A 15,444-nucleotide genomic window follows, 5' to 3' on the forward strand; every position below is an offset into this window, starting at 1 on the left:
TGTTCGAATAAACTATAAAGAAAATTATAAGCGTAACTCTAAACAAGCTTAAACTTATAAACTTAATATTGTAAACATAATTAACAAGCTTCAAAACTACTAAAAACAAAAATGCCCTACGCTTCACAGCGATGGGCATTCAATCTCAATAGGTATTAGTTTCTTTAAGGTAAAAAGATTGTATTCAGGATAACGAATGCAAAGATAGAGCATTATTTTTATATGGGCAAACTTTTATGCAACTTTTTTATCAATAATGAAACATTTGTTATTGCACATATACTAAACGTACACATATAGCTTATTTACCTTTATTAAACATTAAAAAAAGGGTACAAGAAAAGCTTACATTTCGTTACTGAAACAACAATTAGGCTTTCAAAGCGTTACACAACAAAGAGTTTATAAACTTATTTTTTAACATCATTGCAGATTGAACACCATTATTTATAGTAAAGTGCATCATAAACGAGAAAAAATAAGTAACTTTGCAGCATAATAATAAATAGGAAAATATGACTACGATAGAGAACAACACCAATGAAGAAAAGCGTAGCTTGAGCTTCGTTGAACAGCTGGTAGAGGAAGACCTTGCTAAAGGTAAGAATGGTGGACGTATTCAGACTCGATTCCCGCCAGAGCCTAACGGCTATCTTCACATTGGTCATGCGAAAGCGATTTGCATGGACTTCGGTGTAGCAGAAAACTATAATGGTATTTGTAATCTCCGCTTTGATGATACTAATCCAAGCAAGGAGAATAATGAATATGTGGAGAATATCCTTCATGATATTAGCTGGCTTGGTTTCAAGTGGGGTAATATCTATTATGCAAGTGACTACTTCGAGAAGTTGTGGGATTTTGCTATTTGGATGATAAAGAAGGGCTTGGCATACGTTGACGAGCAGACTGCAGAACAGATTGCGACACAGAAAGGTACACCAACAACCCCTGGTACGGCATCACCTTACCGTGACCGTCCTATCGAGGAGAGCCTTGCACTGTTTGAACAAATGAATACTCCTGAGGCTGTGGAAGGAAGTATGGTGCTACGTGCTAAGCTTGATATGGCCAATCCTAACATGCACTTCCGTGATCCAATCATATATAGAATCATTCAAATACCACACCATCGTACAGGTACAAAATGGCATTGTTATCCAATGTATGACTTTGCACATGGTCAAAGCGACTACTTTGAAGGTGTCACCCACTCTATCTGTACACTTGAGTTCGTGCCTCACCGCCCTCTTTACGATAAGTTTATTGATTTCTTAAAGGAGAGCGATGGCACTGATGATAACTTATCTGATAACCGTCCACGACAGATAGAGTTCAACCGCTTAAACCTTACTTATACAGTAATGTCTAAGCGTAAGCTCCATACATTAGTAGATGAGAACTTCGTTAAGGGATGGGATGATCCACGTATGCCGACCCTCTGTGGTATGCGTCGTCGTGGTTATTCACCAGAGTCTATACGCAACTTCATTGACTCTATCGGCTACACCAAATTTGATGCCCTCAATGACGTTGCATTGTTAGAGGCTGCTGTACGTGACGACTTAAATAAGAAGGCTACCCGTGTTAGTGCTGTTCTCGACCCTGTAAAACTCGTTATTACCAACTATCCAGAGGGTAAGACCGAAGAAATGGAGGCTATCAACAACCCTGAGAATGAGGCGGATGGTTCACATACCATCACTTTCTCAAAGAATCTATGGATTGAACGCGCTGACTTTATGGAGGATGCTCCAAAGAAGTTCTTCCGTATGACACCTGGTAAAGAGGTCAGACTGAAGAATGCATACATCGTTAAATGTACCGGTTGTACCAAGGATGCAGAGGGAAACATCGTTGAGATACAAGCAGAATACGATGCAGACAGTAAGAGCGGTATGCAAGGTGCTGACCGCAAGGTGAAAGGTACACTTCATTGGGTTAGTGCTGACCACTGCTTAAAAGCTGAGGTTCGCGAATACGACCGTCTGTTCAATATAGAAAACCCATCTGCTGATGAGCGTGACTTCCGTGAGCTTCTTAACCCAGAGAGCCTTACCGTGCGCACAGAATGCTATGTTGAGCAGTATCTCTCAGAGAAGAAACCAGGCGACTACTTGCAGTTCCAGCGCACAGGATACTTTATGCTCGACCCAGACACAACGCCTGATCACCTCGTGTTCAACAAGACTGTCGGCTTGAAAGATACTTGGGCAAAAAAGGCTAAAGCATAACTAAAGGAAATTAAGAGTTGGATATATACTATCAAAGTGATAAGTTCAAGCAGTTGCTTCGTAGGTATGAAGACCTGCAGAAAAATATTAGCAGTGAGTTCCTCGACCCCGAGGAACTAACTGATATTGCGGAGTTCTTTCATTATATGGGTGATGATCAAGAGGCTATGGAGGCTATAGACATGGCCATTAAAATAGACCCTCTTGCCGTTATCCCACGTACCTTTAAAGCACGTATGGCACTACTGTGCGACAAGGACCCACAACTCGCAAACAAGATAGCAGAGACGATTATTGACAAGAACGACCCTGACTACGAATACCTTAAGGCTGAGATAATGATCGTTGACAATAAGGTTGCTGATGCTGATAGCTTCCTTAAGAATGTTTATGACGATATTATAGACCCTGAGGAGAGAGCAGGTATGGCCCTTGATGTCGCTGCCCTCTTCTCTGACTATGAGGAGATGGAGTATGCAGAGACGTGGTTGAACCGTTCAAATAAGACTGAAGAGAACGATTACAAAGAGATTCGTGCACACATCCTCAAGAGCCGTGGAGAGTATAAAGAGAGTGAGTTGATTTTGAACGAATTACTTGATAGCAATCCTTACTCAGGTCCTTACTGGAATCAACTGGCACAGAGTCAACTATTAAGGAACGACATCAATGAGGCTATTACCTCAAGTGAGTACTCAATAGCCATAAATCCTGAAGATGAGGAGGCCATCTTGAATAAAGCAAATGGGCTCTTTGCGCTTGGTAACTATGAGGAAGCTCTGAAGTACTTCGAGCGTTATAAGAAACTAAGTCATGAACAGGATAAATCGTTAGTAGACATCTCTATTGGGCATATATACCTCTCACAAAGGGATATACACAATGCTCAACAACATTTTCAGATGGCTTTAGAGGAGGCACCAGATAAGAATATGGCAATCATCCAAATGGGGTGTTCAAGCTTTGACAATGGTTATATAGAATATGCCTACCATCTCTTTAGCACCCTTTTACCAAGTTTAGGGGATGATTGGGACATTGGCTATGGCTTTCTTGCACGCTGTTGCTATGAATTAAAGAAGAAGAGAGAGTTCAAGAAGTACCTGCGTCAAGCTGTAGAAAAGAACCCAGAAGAATGTATTGACGTACTTTCAGACCTCTATCCAGAAGGGACAAATCCGCAAGACTATCCCTCGTTTAATATTTTATAACCCATTAGAATAAAAGAAATAACATACTATTATGAGTTTTATCACATCCATGCTTGGTCATCTCAACTATGGCACCATCTTCGTCTTGATGCTTCTTGAAAGTACAGTTATCCCTGTTCCTTCAGAATTAGTTGTAGCTCCTGCGGCCTATCATGCCGCTGGAGGGAATCTTGATATGTGGTTGGTAATTCTTTTCTCCACCTTAGGAGCAGATGTAGGAGCTACTATAAACTATCTTGCCGGATGGTATCTTGGACGTCCAATTATCTATAAGTTTGCAAATAGTAAATGGGGACATTTATGCTTGTTGAACCAAGAGAAGGTTGAAAAAAGCGAGAGATACTTTGAGAAACATGGTATGGTTGCCACTATCACAGGCCGCCTCTTGCCAGGTATTCGCCATCTCATCTCTATTCCAGCAGGCTTATCAAGGATGAACTATTGGAAGTTCTTGCTCTACACTACCATTGGAGCGGGTGCATGGCACAGTATCCTTGCTCTTTTAGGACACTATATGCATGCCTTTGTACCCGAGGAGCAGCTCAATGAGAAAATCTTAGAGTACGGAGAATACATAAAGTTTGGCTTGATAATCTTAGTTATCATTGTTTGTCTTTACTTCCTTCTCAAATGGTATATCAAGAAGAAGAAGGCTGATAACAAGCAGGTTAAATAAGTAGAATGTGGTTTTATAGCATCAAATAAAAACTCTTTTTTTATGACATCAAACGAGAAATACATCGAAGAGATAGCCCATGAGCAACTCCTTTCAGATAAAGAAGAACAAGAGTTAGCCGAGAAGATAAAGATTGGGGACGCTATGGCCTTAGAGAAACTGACAAAGGCTAATTTGAAGTTTGTCGTCTCTTTGGCGCATCAATACCGTAACCGTGGATTGGGAGAAGACGACCTTATCAGCGAGGGAAATATCGGTATGATGTATGCAGCCCAACGGTTTGATGGTAAGAAGGGTGTGCGTTTTGTAGTCTTTGCGGCTCCTTACATCCGTAAGACAATGGAGGAAGCTATCAAGGAACAGTCTACACTATACAAGCTCCCTAAGAACGAGAAGAATAAATACGAGAAGATACGCTCACGAGCACTGTCTATTGACCAGCCAGTCCCCGTAGGAAGTAACAATAACTTTACTCTTCAACACATCCTTGAGAACGAGAATGCCAAGCAAACAGACGACCAGCTTAATCAAGATATCCTTAGTAATGAGATACAAAAAGGGTTGGATGTACTCGACGAGCGTGAGAAACGCATCATTACTTATATCTATGGACTAACTGGGTCACACTACACAATGGCAGAGATTGCCGAAGAGATGGGCCTAAAACGTGAACGTGTACGACAGATAAGAGACAAGGCTTTACGCAAGCTACATAAGAAGATGAAGTAAGAACGGTATTAGACACATAGCTGTCAACGAATAACAACCGTACGAAACCAGTCTCTTAAGACTCCACCATACTGGTCTTGACTATCCGCACAAAGCACAATAACTTGGCTTCCGTCCATTAGGCGGGGGCCAAGACACATCCCTTCATAATTCGCAAGGTTCTGATGAAACAAACTTAAAGAGGTCTTCCACGTTGCAATCAACACTTTCTTCATATAAGGACTACCGGTATCAAGCACTTTATCTTGGCTGATAGTCATTGATTGAATAGGGTCTACACAATATATCTTATTGGCCACATACGATCCAAACTTACTTGGTGTAACTAAGAACTCACGCTCTAAAACAAGCAAACATCCATTATCTAATGCCGCCATAGCAGGTACTCCCATTGCATAATTAGCTGCAGAAGGATGATTATCAGGCGCATCCATCAAATAAGCATACTGTTCTTTAGCAACGAAACTATCATCAAAGCTCTGAAAGCGAAGCCTATTCTTCACTTGATTCTTTGCATCAGCTTGCTTGCCATCAGGCCTCAACGTACTCTCAGAAGTTGTCCAAAAGCGATGGGTATGAGCGTTATAAGTTAATGCTTCAAAGCTATATGCAGGCGTAGCAGTACTAAACACAGAAGGTATAAACAATCTCCTACCCGTCTGCTTACCATTAAGTCCATATTCCAAAACCGTATTATCTGCTTCACGAGATATCCATAACGTACTATCCTTTGGGAAGAAAGCAATCCCCTCCTCGTCTTTATTCACCTCACCCGACGAACGGAAGCCCTCATTAACAATATCTTTAATATCACCACTAACAGTATCTATCGGTATACGAAAGACGAAAAAGCCACTTTCTGAAGCCTTATCAGAAACAACAGCATAGTGGTCTCCACCCAACCATGTCAGTCCGCTATAGTTTCCCTTAGGTACTGTTCGCTGGAAATAATGCTGTGGATTGACTCTTACAAGCCGTGGAACCTGTGCAAAGACAGTAAAGGGAAAACATAAAACAAAGCTTATAATGTACCTAAACTTTAGTATCATACTCATAAATATATATTTTTAAGTTACCTGACAAATACTCTTTTATAAACCAATCATTAAAGGTCTATTATATAGGATAAGGACTAATAGGCTCTATCCGTCCCTCACCTTTCTATGTGAAGAACCTCCTTATAAGAGGAATACATAAGCTTATCATCACATTATATAACGACTGAATAAAATCAACCAAATGATAGACACAATCTTACAACAGCCCTTTAATGAATAAAGTCCATAATGATAACGTTCAGAATTAACCTACTATAATAAAAAAGATATGCGTAGGACCAGTTTATAAAACTCGTACCTACGCAAACTATTCATGCTCAATAGAAATCAAATCTGTAAAAGATATGCTCGAACTCTGACCTTATCTCCCTTTCCTTGAACAATAGAAAGGAACACAAATGAGCCTATCCCTCTCCTGTGAACTGCTTTAGACGCTGCTCTTCTGACAAACGACAAATAAGTAGTTTACCCTCTTGTTCAGCAACAATATAACCATCAAGGCCTTGAATAACAACTTTTCTCTCTTCCGTTGTATGTACTATACAATTCTTACTATCAAAGAGATGGACATCAGTTCCTATAACAGCATTACCATAGATATCATGCTTCGACTGTGCAAGTAACGAACCCCAAGTACCTAAATCACTCCATCCAAAGTCAGCAGGACACACGAATATCTCTTCAGCCTTCTCCATAATAGCATAGTCAACAGAGATATTCTCACATTCAGGATAGACCTCATCGATAACACGCTGTTCGTCAGGTGTATCCAAGATGTCCATAACCCGCTCGAATATTCTTGCTATACTTGGCTGATAAATACGGAAGGCATTAACAATAGTCGAAGCACTCCAGATAAAGATACCAGCATTCCAAAAGAAGTTACTTTGCTTAATATACTGTTCAGCAGTCTCTAAGTCAGGCTTTTCACGGAACTGATCAACACGGTAAATCTCACGGTTACGGGCAGAGGCAGTGGACAAGTCGGCTTGTATATAGCCATAGCCCGTCTCAGGACGAGTAGGTTTCATACCCAAGGTAACGACAGCATCCGTTTCAGCCGTGAACTTCAAGCAGTTAGAGACTACCCGTTTAAATTCATTCTCATTCGTTACGATATGATCACTTGGCGACACCACGATATTTGCCTTTGGGTTCTCTTTCTTGATACGCCAGCTCACGTATGCAATACAAGGAGCGGTATTGCGACGGCAAGGTTCGCTCAGAATATGGTTCAAAGGTATCTCTGGCAATTGTTCATGAACCAAAGACACATACTTCTGATTAGTAACAACCCACACATTGTCCGCTGAGACAACACCAGAAAAGCGGTCATACGTCAGCTGAATAAGCGTTCTTCCTACTCCTAAGACATCAATAAACTGTTTAGGACAGTCTGCAGTGCTCATCGGCCAGAACCTACCTCCTACTCCACCGGCCATGATTACGAGATGATTATCAGTTTGCGCCATAACTTATAAGCAATGAATTAATATGCTTGCAAATATACAAATAAAAATGAACAACGGCAATAATTAATGTAGCTTTTTATTTTTAGTACTGTTTATACGGATTTCTCGAAGCTACAAGGACATTTATTAGTCATCAAAGAGGCTCAGACTCTGATCTATAATGGGTTTTTCTTTATACACCTCTGGTTCATCATGGAATTGGAAAAGTAGCTGCTCAGATAGTTGATTATTAGCATTAAGTTTATAAACTCCTTTCTTATTCTTAGCTAAAAGAGCGTTCGCAGTCTTGCTATTCTTCAAAAGATACGATTGAACATACCTACGAACCTCGTCTTGATCGATAGGATTAAAAAACGAGTTACAAGCATTAAAAACATGACGGGAGATATTCTGTACAGAAAGTCCCTCGTCGCCTGCTTCAGCAAGAACCCGTAATATTTCCTTATCGTACTGCATAAAAAAAGGGAGCCTATACACTTATCATACAGACTCCCTCCTTTGTTATGATAATTACTCTAATTAAGCAAGAGTAACCTTGTCGTTTTCACCTTTCACTTTACCCTCCTTGAAGAGCCATCCAATACCAAGATAAGCCTCTTCAGAACTAATCTTTGCAGCCTTAACAATCTCTGCAACAGTCAAAGCCTTAGCCTCGGCAGCAAGAGCATTGTAAACATCACCGGCCTTAAAACCAACATTCTCTGCGTTAATAGCTACAACTGCTTTCTTTGCAGGGGCCTTCTTAGCAGGAGCTTTCTTTACTGCTTTAGGAGCAGACTTAACTTCTTTCTTTTCTGTCATAGTTATACACAATTAAAGTATTGTTCAAGCAATCGAATATTATCTAATTTGTTTTTATCTGCAACTATTACTTTTATAAACATTAAAAGAGATATTAATCATCTACTATTGAACGTTACTAATCATTTGCAAAAGTACATCAAATAATTCAAAGTATCAAATACTTACGACGAAAAGTAAAAGATTTTGAATGCTTTAGGACTCTCCCCTTGTTTTTTTTGATGTATATCAACCAAATAGGAGGATTAGTCCTTTAAGTCTAACTTAATCTCTAACTCGTCTAACTGTTTCTGGTCAATAAACGAAGGAGCATCCAACATGACATCACGTCCACTATTGTTCTTAGGGAACGCAATACAGTCACGGATTGAGTCAAGACCTGCCATGATACTTACAAAGCGGTCAAGACCGAAAGCAAGACCTGCATGAGGTGGCGCTCCATACTTGAAGGCATTCATCAAGAAGCCAAACTGTGCCTTAGCACTCTCTGGTGTGAAGCCGAGAACCTCAAACATTTTCTCTTGCAACTGCGTATCGTGAATACGAAGTGAGCCTCCACCAACTTCTATACCATTACATACAAAGTCGTAAGCCTTCGCACGTACTTGTTCTGGATGTTCGTCTAATAGGTGGATATCCTCTGGGTGTGGCATCGTGAATGGATGGTGTGTTGCCATCAATCGCTGCTCTTCATCACTCCACTCAAACAATGGGAAATCAACAATCCACAGACACTTAAAGACATTCTTATCACGAAGTCCTAAGCGATCGCCCATTTCAAGACGCAAAGAACACAGTTGTACACGTGTCTTGTTAGCGTTGTTACCAGAGAGAATCAACACGAGGTCGCCATCCTTTGCACCAGTTGTTTCCTTAACTTTCAGCAACTGCTCCTCTGTATAGAACTTATCAATAGAACTCTTAACTGTACCGTCTGCATTATACTTGATAAAGACAAGGCCTTGAGCACCTACCTGTGGACGTTTAACAAAATCGGTCAATTCATTTAGCTGCTTACGACTATAATCAGCACAACCAGAAACAACAATACCCCCGATGTAGGCAGCCTCATTAAATACTGAGAATGAACCAGTACCCTTTAGGTCGTCCATTAACTCAACAAACTCCATACCGAAGCGCAAGTCAGGCTTATCAGAACCAAAGCGTTTCATGGCATCATGCCATTTCATCTGCTCAAGTTTTGGTAGTTCGACACCGCGAATCTCACGGAAAAGATGGCGTGCCATTTCTTCAAACAAGTTGATAACATCCTCCTGATCAACAAATGACATCTCACAATCTATCTGTGTAAACTCTGGCTGACGGTCGGCACGCAAGTCCTCATCACGGAAGCATTTCGCTATTTGGAAATAACGGTCAAAACCCGCTACCATCAACAACTGCTTCAAAGTCTGTGGACTCTGTGGTAGTGCATAGAACTGACCTGGGTTCATACGTGATGGTACCACGAAGTCACGTGCACCCTCAGGGGTAGACCCAATGAGGATAGGAGTCTCCACTTCCATGAACTTTTCAGCATCAAGGAAATTACGAATAAGTATCGTCATACGATGACGCAGCTCCAAGTTCTTGCGCACTGCCTCACGACGAAGGTCTAAGTAGCGATACTTCATACGAAGGTCATCACCACCGTCTGTGTTTTCTTCTATTGTGAAAGGAGGAGTCTGAGAACTGCTAAGCACCTTCAGTTCCTTAGCAATAATCTCAATATCACCTGTTGGAATCTTGTTGTTCTTACTCTGACGCTCGTTGACAACACCCTTAACTTGGATGCAATACTCACGTCCCAACTTATTAGCTTCGCCACAAAGGTCTGCATTATCGGCCTCATTGAAGACTAACTGGGTAATACCATAGCGGTCGCGAAGGTCGACAAAAGTCATACCTCCCATTTTACGTGCGCGCTGTACCCATCCCGCGAGGGTTACCTCCTTGCCTGCATCCGACAGGCGCAGCTCTCCACAAGTATTTGTTCTATACATACCTTATATTATATGTTTTATTATATTTCGCCGTTTCAATTAACAAAAAAGGAAATCTTATCCCCAACTGTTCGGTTTAATTAATCTACTGCAAAGATACGAACTTTATATTAAAAAAGGGTATCACCTTATTAAAAATATAAAGGACTACCGTTGGTTTTATTGTTAAGATAACATATAGAAAGTCATTAAAATAACAATATCTCCTTAATTATTGTAAAATTATAGTGTATCTATAAACTTTCTGATTACTTTTGCATCGAACTTAATAAATATCAATTAAATTAAAACGACATGAAGAAGTTCTTATTAATGACACTTATGTTAGTCTTCGGACTGACATTTGCAGCAGCACAGAATCAGGCAGAAATTAAATTTGATAAGTTGACTTACGACTTCGGAACATTCTCTGATGACAACCCAGTGCACAAGACAACGTTTGTATTCACTAATGTTGGTAAGGCGCCATTGGTAATTAATCAGATCGTTGCAAGCTGTGGTTGTACCATACCTAACTATGACAAGCGTCCGATTGCTCCTGGTCAGAAGGGTACGATTGACGTGACTTACAACGGAACAGGTAAGTTCCCTGGACACTTCAAGAAGAGTATTACCGTTCGTACTAACGGAAAAGTGGAGATGACACGACTCTATATAGAAGGTGTCATGACGGGTAAATAACTTATAGACACAAATGATAGAGCCAACTTTTACGCATCTGTAAAAGCTGGCTCTATTGTTTTATCACCATTGCTCAATCGTTATCTTTTGTAATAAAAATTCACGAGTACATTTTAAACAAGGCTTTACAACATTCAAGACAAGCCTTGACAAGCATTTAGAAGACGCCCTTCTTGCATCTTACTAACGCCCTTCTTGAACCTTACTAAGCCTTCTCTCAAACCGACATCACAACTAATTGTATTCCTGCCAGTTACAGAGTCAATTAAAAGAGACGTCATGTAGGTATTCAAGAACAACCAACCCTCTCGACTGTAAACTATTTTCTTATATCAATCTCCGTCTGGGGTTTGAAGAATAATACTCGTAGCACCAATCGTAAAAAGTGTACCACCTTCTATCACACGCCGTTCGCGGTCGCCAAGGATAACATTATCAACGAAAGTACCAGTATAAGAAGGACCATCACGCAATACATACTGTAGTTTGCCATTCTTGTCCTTACTAACCGTAATAGTACAATGCGTCATGTCAACACTCGGGTCGACCGTCTCTATCGGACAGTTAATAGGATTCCCTTTCATGTATCGACCAATAACATTCTCACCCATTTGTAGGGGGATGACTTGGCGGAAATGAAACACATTCTCTATCACATGAAGAGAGCCATATTGGCTTTCTACATTCTCATCAATAGGCGAATTGTTCTCTTCCTTTTGTGTCTTACGTAGTTTAGAGACACCGATACGGATTCCAAACTCCTTCCCACACTGAGGACATTGGAATACAAGTCGTTGTCCAGACTTATATTTTGTTTCGTCGAAAGTTATGAAGTTATCACACTTCGGACATCTAACACGCTTCATATAATAAAAGTATTATTAATAAAAACACCCCTCACTTCATGGAAAAAGAGAAAGAGGAGCTATGAAAAATGAATAAGACTAAGACATTAAAGGATTATGATTAGCCTTCATTCATATATCTTTCTTGACAAACAATGATAATAAGAAAATAATCAAGTAAACGCTCGTTACACAAACAAGTATTGCTCTTACTTCCCTATCTCAATCACCCACGCTTCCTTAAATTCAGTAGTCTTATTGATTACCTTCATCCTTTCAGTAGCCTCTTTAGGACTTGAGAAATAACCATAAAGCACCTTTATACTCTCAGGACCATCATAGACACGTGCGTCAGTAAGGCCGTTCTTCTTCAGTTTCGCTACAAAGGCACGCGCATTACTCTCCGTAATATGACTTGCCATAACGATTGACCAATAATGAGAAGCAACGATTGTAGCCTCCTGCTGATGCTTTATACCCATAGGGTGACTATTAGAAGTCAGTGCATCAAGTTGCTTATAAGTGTTGGAGGTGTCGTCAGAATCGAATATATTATAGAGCACACCGCTCTTAATCTGCTGCTTATCAGCGATGCCATTACGGTTTGAACCAGGGAAAGCAACAAGGAAGACAGCTGTAAGGAAGATCGCTGCAGCCGCGACATTACGTACTGCACGCATGCTAATGCTAAGTCGTTTGTTCGTAGCGTCAGTATCGTCAACGAAAACAACACCCTGCTTTTGCGACTTAATATCAGCAATCGAGGTAGCAGACTGATTATTACTGATAAGCTTAGGGAGCTCATAGCTACTCAAGCCATAGTACAATGGCGTCAGAATACCACTCTCGAAAGGTTCGAATGCTAAGTTACCATCACTGTTCCTCGATAGGCTTCCAAGGTCATTCAACTCAAAAACGCCCTCTTCGCCCAATGCTTGATAAATCTCTTCTACCTCGTTCTCAATCTGCTGTAACGCTTCAGGGTAACTTAAATCATACGCATCAACATAAGACTGAACCAACAAAGAGTCGTTCATTCTGAGCTGTGCATTAAAGCCAAGTGTACGATAAGGTGGCAGGAATAACCCATCCTGCTCATCGTATCGAGCAGGAATACGATGCGCAACAAAGCCGCCTAAGCCTGGAACAATGACACAGTCATTCTCCAAAAGCAGGATTTCAATATGTCGGTCGAGTTTTATCACGTTTGCAAAATTAAATAAATTATTTGGAAGAGGCAAGTCCGTGACGTTAAAATCCTGTTTAATATATGAAAAAGGAAATAATCCTTCTGATAATCGATAAAACTTCTTATCTTTGCAATAAGAACTAAAAATAAAGCTATGGAGTTTATTAAAACAGAAATTGATGGTGTTTGGATTATAGAACCTAAAGTATTTAATGACGAAAGAGGTTATTTCTTCGAATCATTCAAACAGGCAGAATTTGACCAACACATTGGTTACCATGTAGATTTCATACAGGACAATGAGTCTAAGTCAAGCTATGGTGTTCTCCGTGGTCTGCACTATCAAGAGGGCGACACAGCACAGGCTAAACTCGTGCGTGTCATTAAAGGTAAGGTTGTTGACGTGGCTGTCGACCTTCGCAAGAGTTCTCCTACCTTCGGCAAGTATGTCATGGTAGAACTATCTGAGGACAATAAGCGTCAATTCTTTGTACCACGTGGCTTTGCACATGGTTTCCTTGTTCTCTCTGACGAGGCTGTCTTTACTTATAAGGTGGACAATGTTTATAATCCAAAGACTGAGGCCAGCATTAAATGGAACGATGAGACCGTAGGGATTACATGGCCTATTGATGCGAAGGATGTTATCCTTTCAGACAAAGACCTTAATAAAGGCTTAGCTTTGAAAGAGGCTAAAGTATTCGAATAAGTATCAATCGATTTATCAATAGCGGGCACAACGGTTGTGTATCCGCCATAAATCAATCATTTACGAACGCATGGATAATGTGTTCTATTATCTATCTGTAAAGATGAAACGGAAGTTATTTACCTGCATATTGGTGTTGTTAATTCTCTTGACAGCCTGTCGCAATCGTGGAGCCGACTATCAGCAACAAAACGAGGACAAGCAGGCTAAAGAGATGTTGCAGGGCTTATGGACTAATGGTGAGAATAGTGACCCTGCCATGTTAGTAAAGGGTGATAGTATTTTCTACCCTGACTCAGCGAGTGTGCCTGTGCGCTTCTGGATCTATCAAGACACTATCTATCTGCAAGGTCAGAATGTCCATGGATATAAGATAGAGAAACAAGCACCTCATCTGTTTAAGTTTGCCAATCAAAATGGTGATGAAGTAAAACTTACAAAAACAAATGACAAAGCGCTCTACTCAGCTTTCAACTATCATGTCTATGCGATGAACACTTTCTTAGAGCAATCGCAAGACACGGTTATCCGCACTGACTTGGGCTATTTCGAGAGCAAGGTACATGTGCAAACGACATCTGATAAGGTAGTGAAGTCTACGTACAACGACAATGGAGTTGAAGTAGACAACATGTATCTGGACAATGTTGCAGCCTTGCGGTTGTACAATCACGGTACACCAGTCTTCGCACACGATTTCCGTAAACAAGAGTTTCAGTCGCTCATCCCGAAGGACTTTCTCTCTCGAAGCATCCTTCGTAAGATGTATTTCACCCATGCTGATGCCAAGGCTCTCTACTACTATGTCATCATTGGTATTCCTGATGCTGACACAACATACGTTATCGAGCTGAGGGTGACGCCTGATGGAAGAATGAGTAAGAAACTGAAGTAATATTGACTGCCGTGAAAGGATAATCAAAAGGAGATTAAAGACTAATCCGCACTTAGTTATGATTGTGACTAAGTGCGGTTTTTTATTACACTCTTATTAAACTTAAAATAAAGAGAATGTCATATAACTTACTGGTAAACATATAACTTTAATGTTATATCACGAGCCATAAAAGATTGACTTTTAGTACTCTTATCATACGAATATGCCCATGATAAGACTCGTATAGGGCAAGTTTACCGTATGTTACTAAGATTTTATCGAGAATTGACCACATTCTTCAAAAGTTATTATTATATTTGTATCTGCTTTAATACCTAAAGTATAAGGTGCTGACCAAGTAGTAAGAAAAATCTTACTCATGCAAGATTGGTACAGTAAGAAGTTTTGCTAATTTCCACCTTAATATAATAAGAGAGTCAAAGACTGTCACACTGTTGATATATAAAACAAGCACATGGACATACTGTCACACTTTAGAACAATAGAAGAACTTACCAAAACACTCTCACGCGAACAGCGACTACTGAGTGAGATGTTTGAGAAGCGAAAGCTAATGAAGTATCCTAAAGCAATAGCACTGGAGATAGTTGGCGGAAACGAGAGCCGACTAAGTAATGATTAAAAAATAACTTGGTACATTTTCAGGCCAAAGACATCGGCATTGAACAATGTATTCAATTCGATATTAGCAGTTCTCATATATTTTATTTAACCTCAAATCCGCAACTAAGCCCTTGAAGGTTCTTATTGCGTTTACACGTCCTCTCATTACTGAATTTGCAGATAATTTGAACTTGAAGCACCCACTTCTGCCTACAATATCCCCTTACCCCACAATGTGACTTGAGGCAATACACAATATCATTCCCATAAGTTGTAGGCACTATCCAAAATCAGTCTGGAAAACATCTGCGTAAGCATAATTACAGGTATAGATA

15 protein-coding genes and 1 pseudogene are annotated in these 15,444 nt (G+C 40.3%); 8 read left to right on the forward strand and 8 right to left on the reverse strand.

Annotated elements, in window-relative coordinates; translation table 11 throughout:
• The first annotated feature begins 515 nt into the window (after positions 1–515).
• Genes HMPREF0666_RS02895 through HMPREF0666_RS02910 form a run of 4 tightly spaced genes read left to right on the forward strand, consistent with a single transcriptional unit; the run spans position 516 to position 4,850 of the window.
• Positions 516–2,234, forward strand: a complete 1,719-nt coding sequence (locus HMPREF0666_RS02895) for a glutamine--tRNA ligase/YqeY domain fusion protein (protein WP_009010813.1) — start codon at positions 516–518, stop codon at positions 2,232–2,234.
• Between the two features lie 17 nt (positions 2,235–2,251).
• A complete protein-coding gene (locus HMPREF0666_RS02900; RefSeq protein ID WP_009010814.1) occupies positions 2,252–3,445 on the forward strand; it encodes a tetratricopeptide repeat protein in 1,194 nt (397 codons plus the stop codon).
• Positions 3,446–3,476: 31 nt separating this feature from the next.
• Complete coding sequence (locus tag HMPREF0666_RS02905) at positions 3,477–4,121, forward strand: DedA family protein (RefSeq protein ID WP_009010815.1); 645 nt, start codon at positions 3,477–3,479, stop codon at positions 4,119–4,121.
• Positions 4,122–4,163: 42 nt separating this feature from the next.
• Positions 4,164–4,850, forward strand: coding sequence for an RNA polymerase sigma factor RpoD/SigA (locus HMPREF0666_RS02910; protein WP_009010816.1), 687 nt, complete (start codon positions 4,164–4,166; stop codon positions 4,848–4,850).
• A gap of 23 nt (positions 4,851–4,873) precedes the next feature.
• Here HMPREF0666_RS02910 and HMPREF0666_RS02915 read toward each other — a convergent pair whose 3' ends face one another.
• The 5 genes from HMPREF0666_RS02915 to aspS all read right to left on the reverse strand — a co-directional run bounded on the left by HMPREF0666_RS02915 (position 4,874) and on the right by aspS (position 10,184).
• Complete coding sequence (locus HMPREF0666_RS02915; protein WP_009010817.1) at positions 4,874–5,905, reverse strand: esterase-like activity of phytase family protein; 1,032 nt, start codon at positions 5,903–5,905, stop codon at positions 4,874–4,876.
• Between the two features lie 407 nt (positions 5,906–6,312).
• Entirely contained in the window at positions 6,313–7,380 is a 1,068-nt protein-coding gene (locus HMPREF0666_RS02920; protein WP_009010818.1) for a mannose-1-phosphate guanylyltransferase, read from the reverse strand.
• A gap of 126 nt (positions 7,381–7,506) precedes the next feature.
• A complete protein-coding gene (locus HMPREF0666_RS02925; protein WP_009010819.1) occupies positions 7,507–7,836 on the reverse strand; it encodes a hypothetical protein in 330 nt (109 codons plus the stop codon).
• 63 nt (positions 7,837–7,899) lie between these two features.
• The gene (locus HMPREF0666_RS02930) at positions 7,900–8,181 is read right to left on the reverse strand and encodes a winged helix-turn-helix domain-containing protein (protein ID WP_009010820.1); all 282 of its coding nucleotides are present in this window, start codon (positions 8,179–8,181) and stop codon (positions 7,900–7,902) included.
• Between the two features lie 245 nt (positions 8,182–8,426).
• The gene (gene aspS / locus HMPREF0666_RS02935; protein ID WP_009010821.1) at positions 8,427–10,184 is read right to left on the reverse strand and encodes an aspartate--tRNA ligase; all 1,758 of its coding nucleotides are present in this window, start codon (positions 10,182–10,184) and stop codon (positions 8,427–8,429) included.
• 294 nt (positions 10,185–10,478) lie between these two features.
• Between aspS and HMPREF0666_RS02940 the strand changes: the two genes are divergently transcribed.
• On the forward strand, positions 10,479–10,865 hold the full coding sequence (locus HMPREF0666_RS02940; RefSeq protein ID WP_009010822.1) for a DUF1573 domain-containing protein: 387 nt from the start codon (positions 10,479–10,481) through the stop codon (positions 10,863–10,865).
• A gap of 332 nt (positions 10,866–11,197) precedes the next feature.
• Here HMPREF0666_RS02940 and HMPREF0666_RS02945 read toward each other — a convergent pair whose 3' ends face one another.
• Both HMPREF0666_RS02945 and HMPREF0666_RS02950 read right to left on the reverse strand, forming a co-directional pair.
• Positions 11,198–11,731 carry an FHA domain-containing protein gene (locus HMPREF0666_RS02945; protein ID WP_009010823.1) on the reverse strand — a complete coding sequence of 178 codons (534 nt, stop codon included), beginning with the start codon at positions 11,729–11,731 and terminating at the stop codon, positions 11,198–11,200.
• Between the two features lie 188 nt (positions 11,732–11,919).
• A complete protein-coding gene (locus HMPREF0666_RS02950) occupies positions 11,920–12,951 on the reverse strand; it encodes an SPOR domain-containing protein (protein ID WP_009010824.1) in 1,032 nt (343 codons plus the stop codon).
• Positions 12,952–13,053: 102 nt separating this feature from the next.
• On the opposite strand from HMPREF0666_RS02950, the gene rfbC reads away from it, so the two are divergent.
• The 3 genes from rfbC (at position 13,054) to HMPREF0666_RS17215 (ending at position 15,128) form a co-directional block, all read left to right on the forward strand.
• Positions 13,054–13,608 carry a dTDP-4-dehydrorhamnose 3,5-epimerase gene (gene rfbC / locus HMPREF0666_RS02955; protein WP_009010825.1) on the forward strand — a complete coding sequence of 185 codons (555 nt, stop codon included), beginning with the start codon at positions 13,054–13,056 and terminating at the stop codon, positions 13,606–13,608.
• Between the two features lie 103 nt (positions 13,609–13,711).
• Positions 13,712–14,503 (forward strand): DUF4738 domain-containing protein, encoded by a 792-nt coding sequence (locus HMPREF0666_RS02960; protein ID WP_042855940.1) that lies wholly within the window; start codon positions 13,712–13,714, stop codon positions 14,501–14,503.
• A 457-nt stretch (positions 14,504–14,960) separates the two neighbouring features.
• A complete protein-coding gene (locus HMPREF0666_RS17215) occupies positions 14,961–15,128 on the forward strand; it encodes a hypothetical protein (RefSeq protein ID WP_009010828.1) in 168 nt (55 codons plus the stop codon).
• A gap of 63 nt (positions 15,129–15,191) precedes the next feature.
• On the opposite strand, the pseudogene HMPREF0666_RS17855 reads toward HMPREF0666_RS17215, so the two are convergent.
• Positions 15,192–15,377 (reverse strand): annotated as a pseudogene (locus tag HMPREF0666_RS17855) (hypothetical protein).
• Positions 15,378–15,444: the final 67 nt, after the last annotated feature.

Origin of the sequence: Prevotella sp. C561 (assembly GCF_000224595.1) — a bacterium.
GTDB classification, from domain to species: domain Bacteria; phylum Bacteroidota; class Bacteroidia; order Bacteroidales; family Bacteroidaceae; genus Prevotella; species Prevotella jejuni.

Bases quoted from the DNA above. Each gene is read 5' to 3' on its own strand.
- HMPREF0666_RS02895 (WP_009010813.1), top strand. From the start codon at position 516: ATGACTACGATAGAGAACAACACCAATGAAGAAAAGCGTAGCTTGAGC.
- HMPREF0666_RS02910 (WP_009010816.1), top strand. From the start codon at position 4,164: ATGACATCAAACGAGAAATACATCGAAGAGATAGCCCATGAGCAACTC.
- HMPREF0666_RS02920 (WP_009010818.1), bottom strand. From the start codon at position 7,380: ATGGCGCAAACTGATAATCATCTCGTAATCATGGCCGGTGGAGTAGGA.
- HMPREF0666_RS02960 (WP_042855940.1), top strand. From the start codon at position 13,712: ATGAAACGGAAGTTATTTACCTGCATATTGGTGTTGTTAATTCTCTTG.
- HMPREF0666_RS02905 (WP_009010815.1), top strand. From the start codon at position 3,477: ATGAGTTTTATCACATCCATGCTTGGTCATCTCAACTATGGCACCATC.
- HMPREF0666_RS02925 (WP_009010819.1), bottom strand. From the start codon at position 7,836: ATGCAGTACGATAAGGAAATATTACGGGTTCTTGCTGAAGCAGGCGAC.
- HMPREF0666_RS02940 (WP_009010822.1), top strand. From the start codon at position 10,479: ATGAAGAAGTTCTTATTAATGACACTTATGTTAGTCTTCGGACTGACA.
- rfbC (WP_009010825.1), top strand. From the start codon at position 13,054: ATGGAGTTTATTAAAACAGAAATTGATGGTGTTTGGATTATAGAACCT.
- HMPREF0666_RS02930 (WP_009010820.1), bottom strand. From the start codon at position 8,181: ATGACAGAAAAGAAAGAAGTTAAGTCTGCTCCTAAAGCAGTAAAGAAA.
- HMPREF0666_RS02915 (WP_009010817.1), bottom strand. From the start codon at position 5,905: ATGAGTATGATACTAAAGTTTAGGTACATTATAAGCTTTGTTTTATGT.
- HMPREF0666_RS17215 (WP_009010828.1), top strand. From the start codon at position 14,961: ATGGACATACTGTCACACTTTAGAACAATAGAAGAACTTACCAAAACA.
- HMPREF0666_RS02945 (WP_009010823.1), bottom strand. From the start codon at position 11,731: ATGAAGCGTGTTAGATGTCCGAAGTGTGATAACTTCATAACTTTCGAC.
- aspS (WP_009010821.1), bottom strand. From the start codon at position 10,184: ATGTATAGAACAAATACTTGTGGAGAGCTGCGCCTGTCGGATGCAGGC.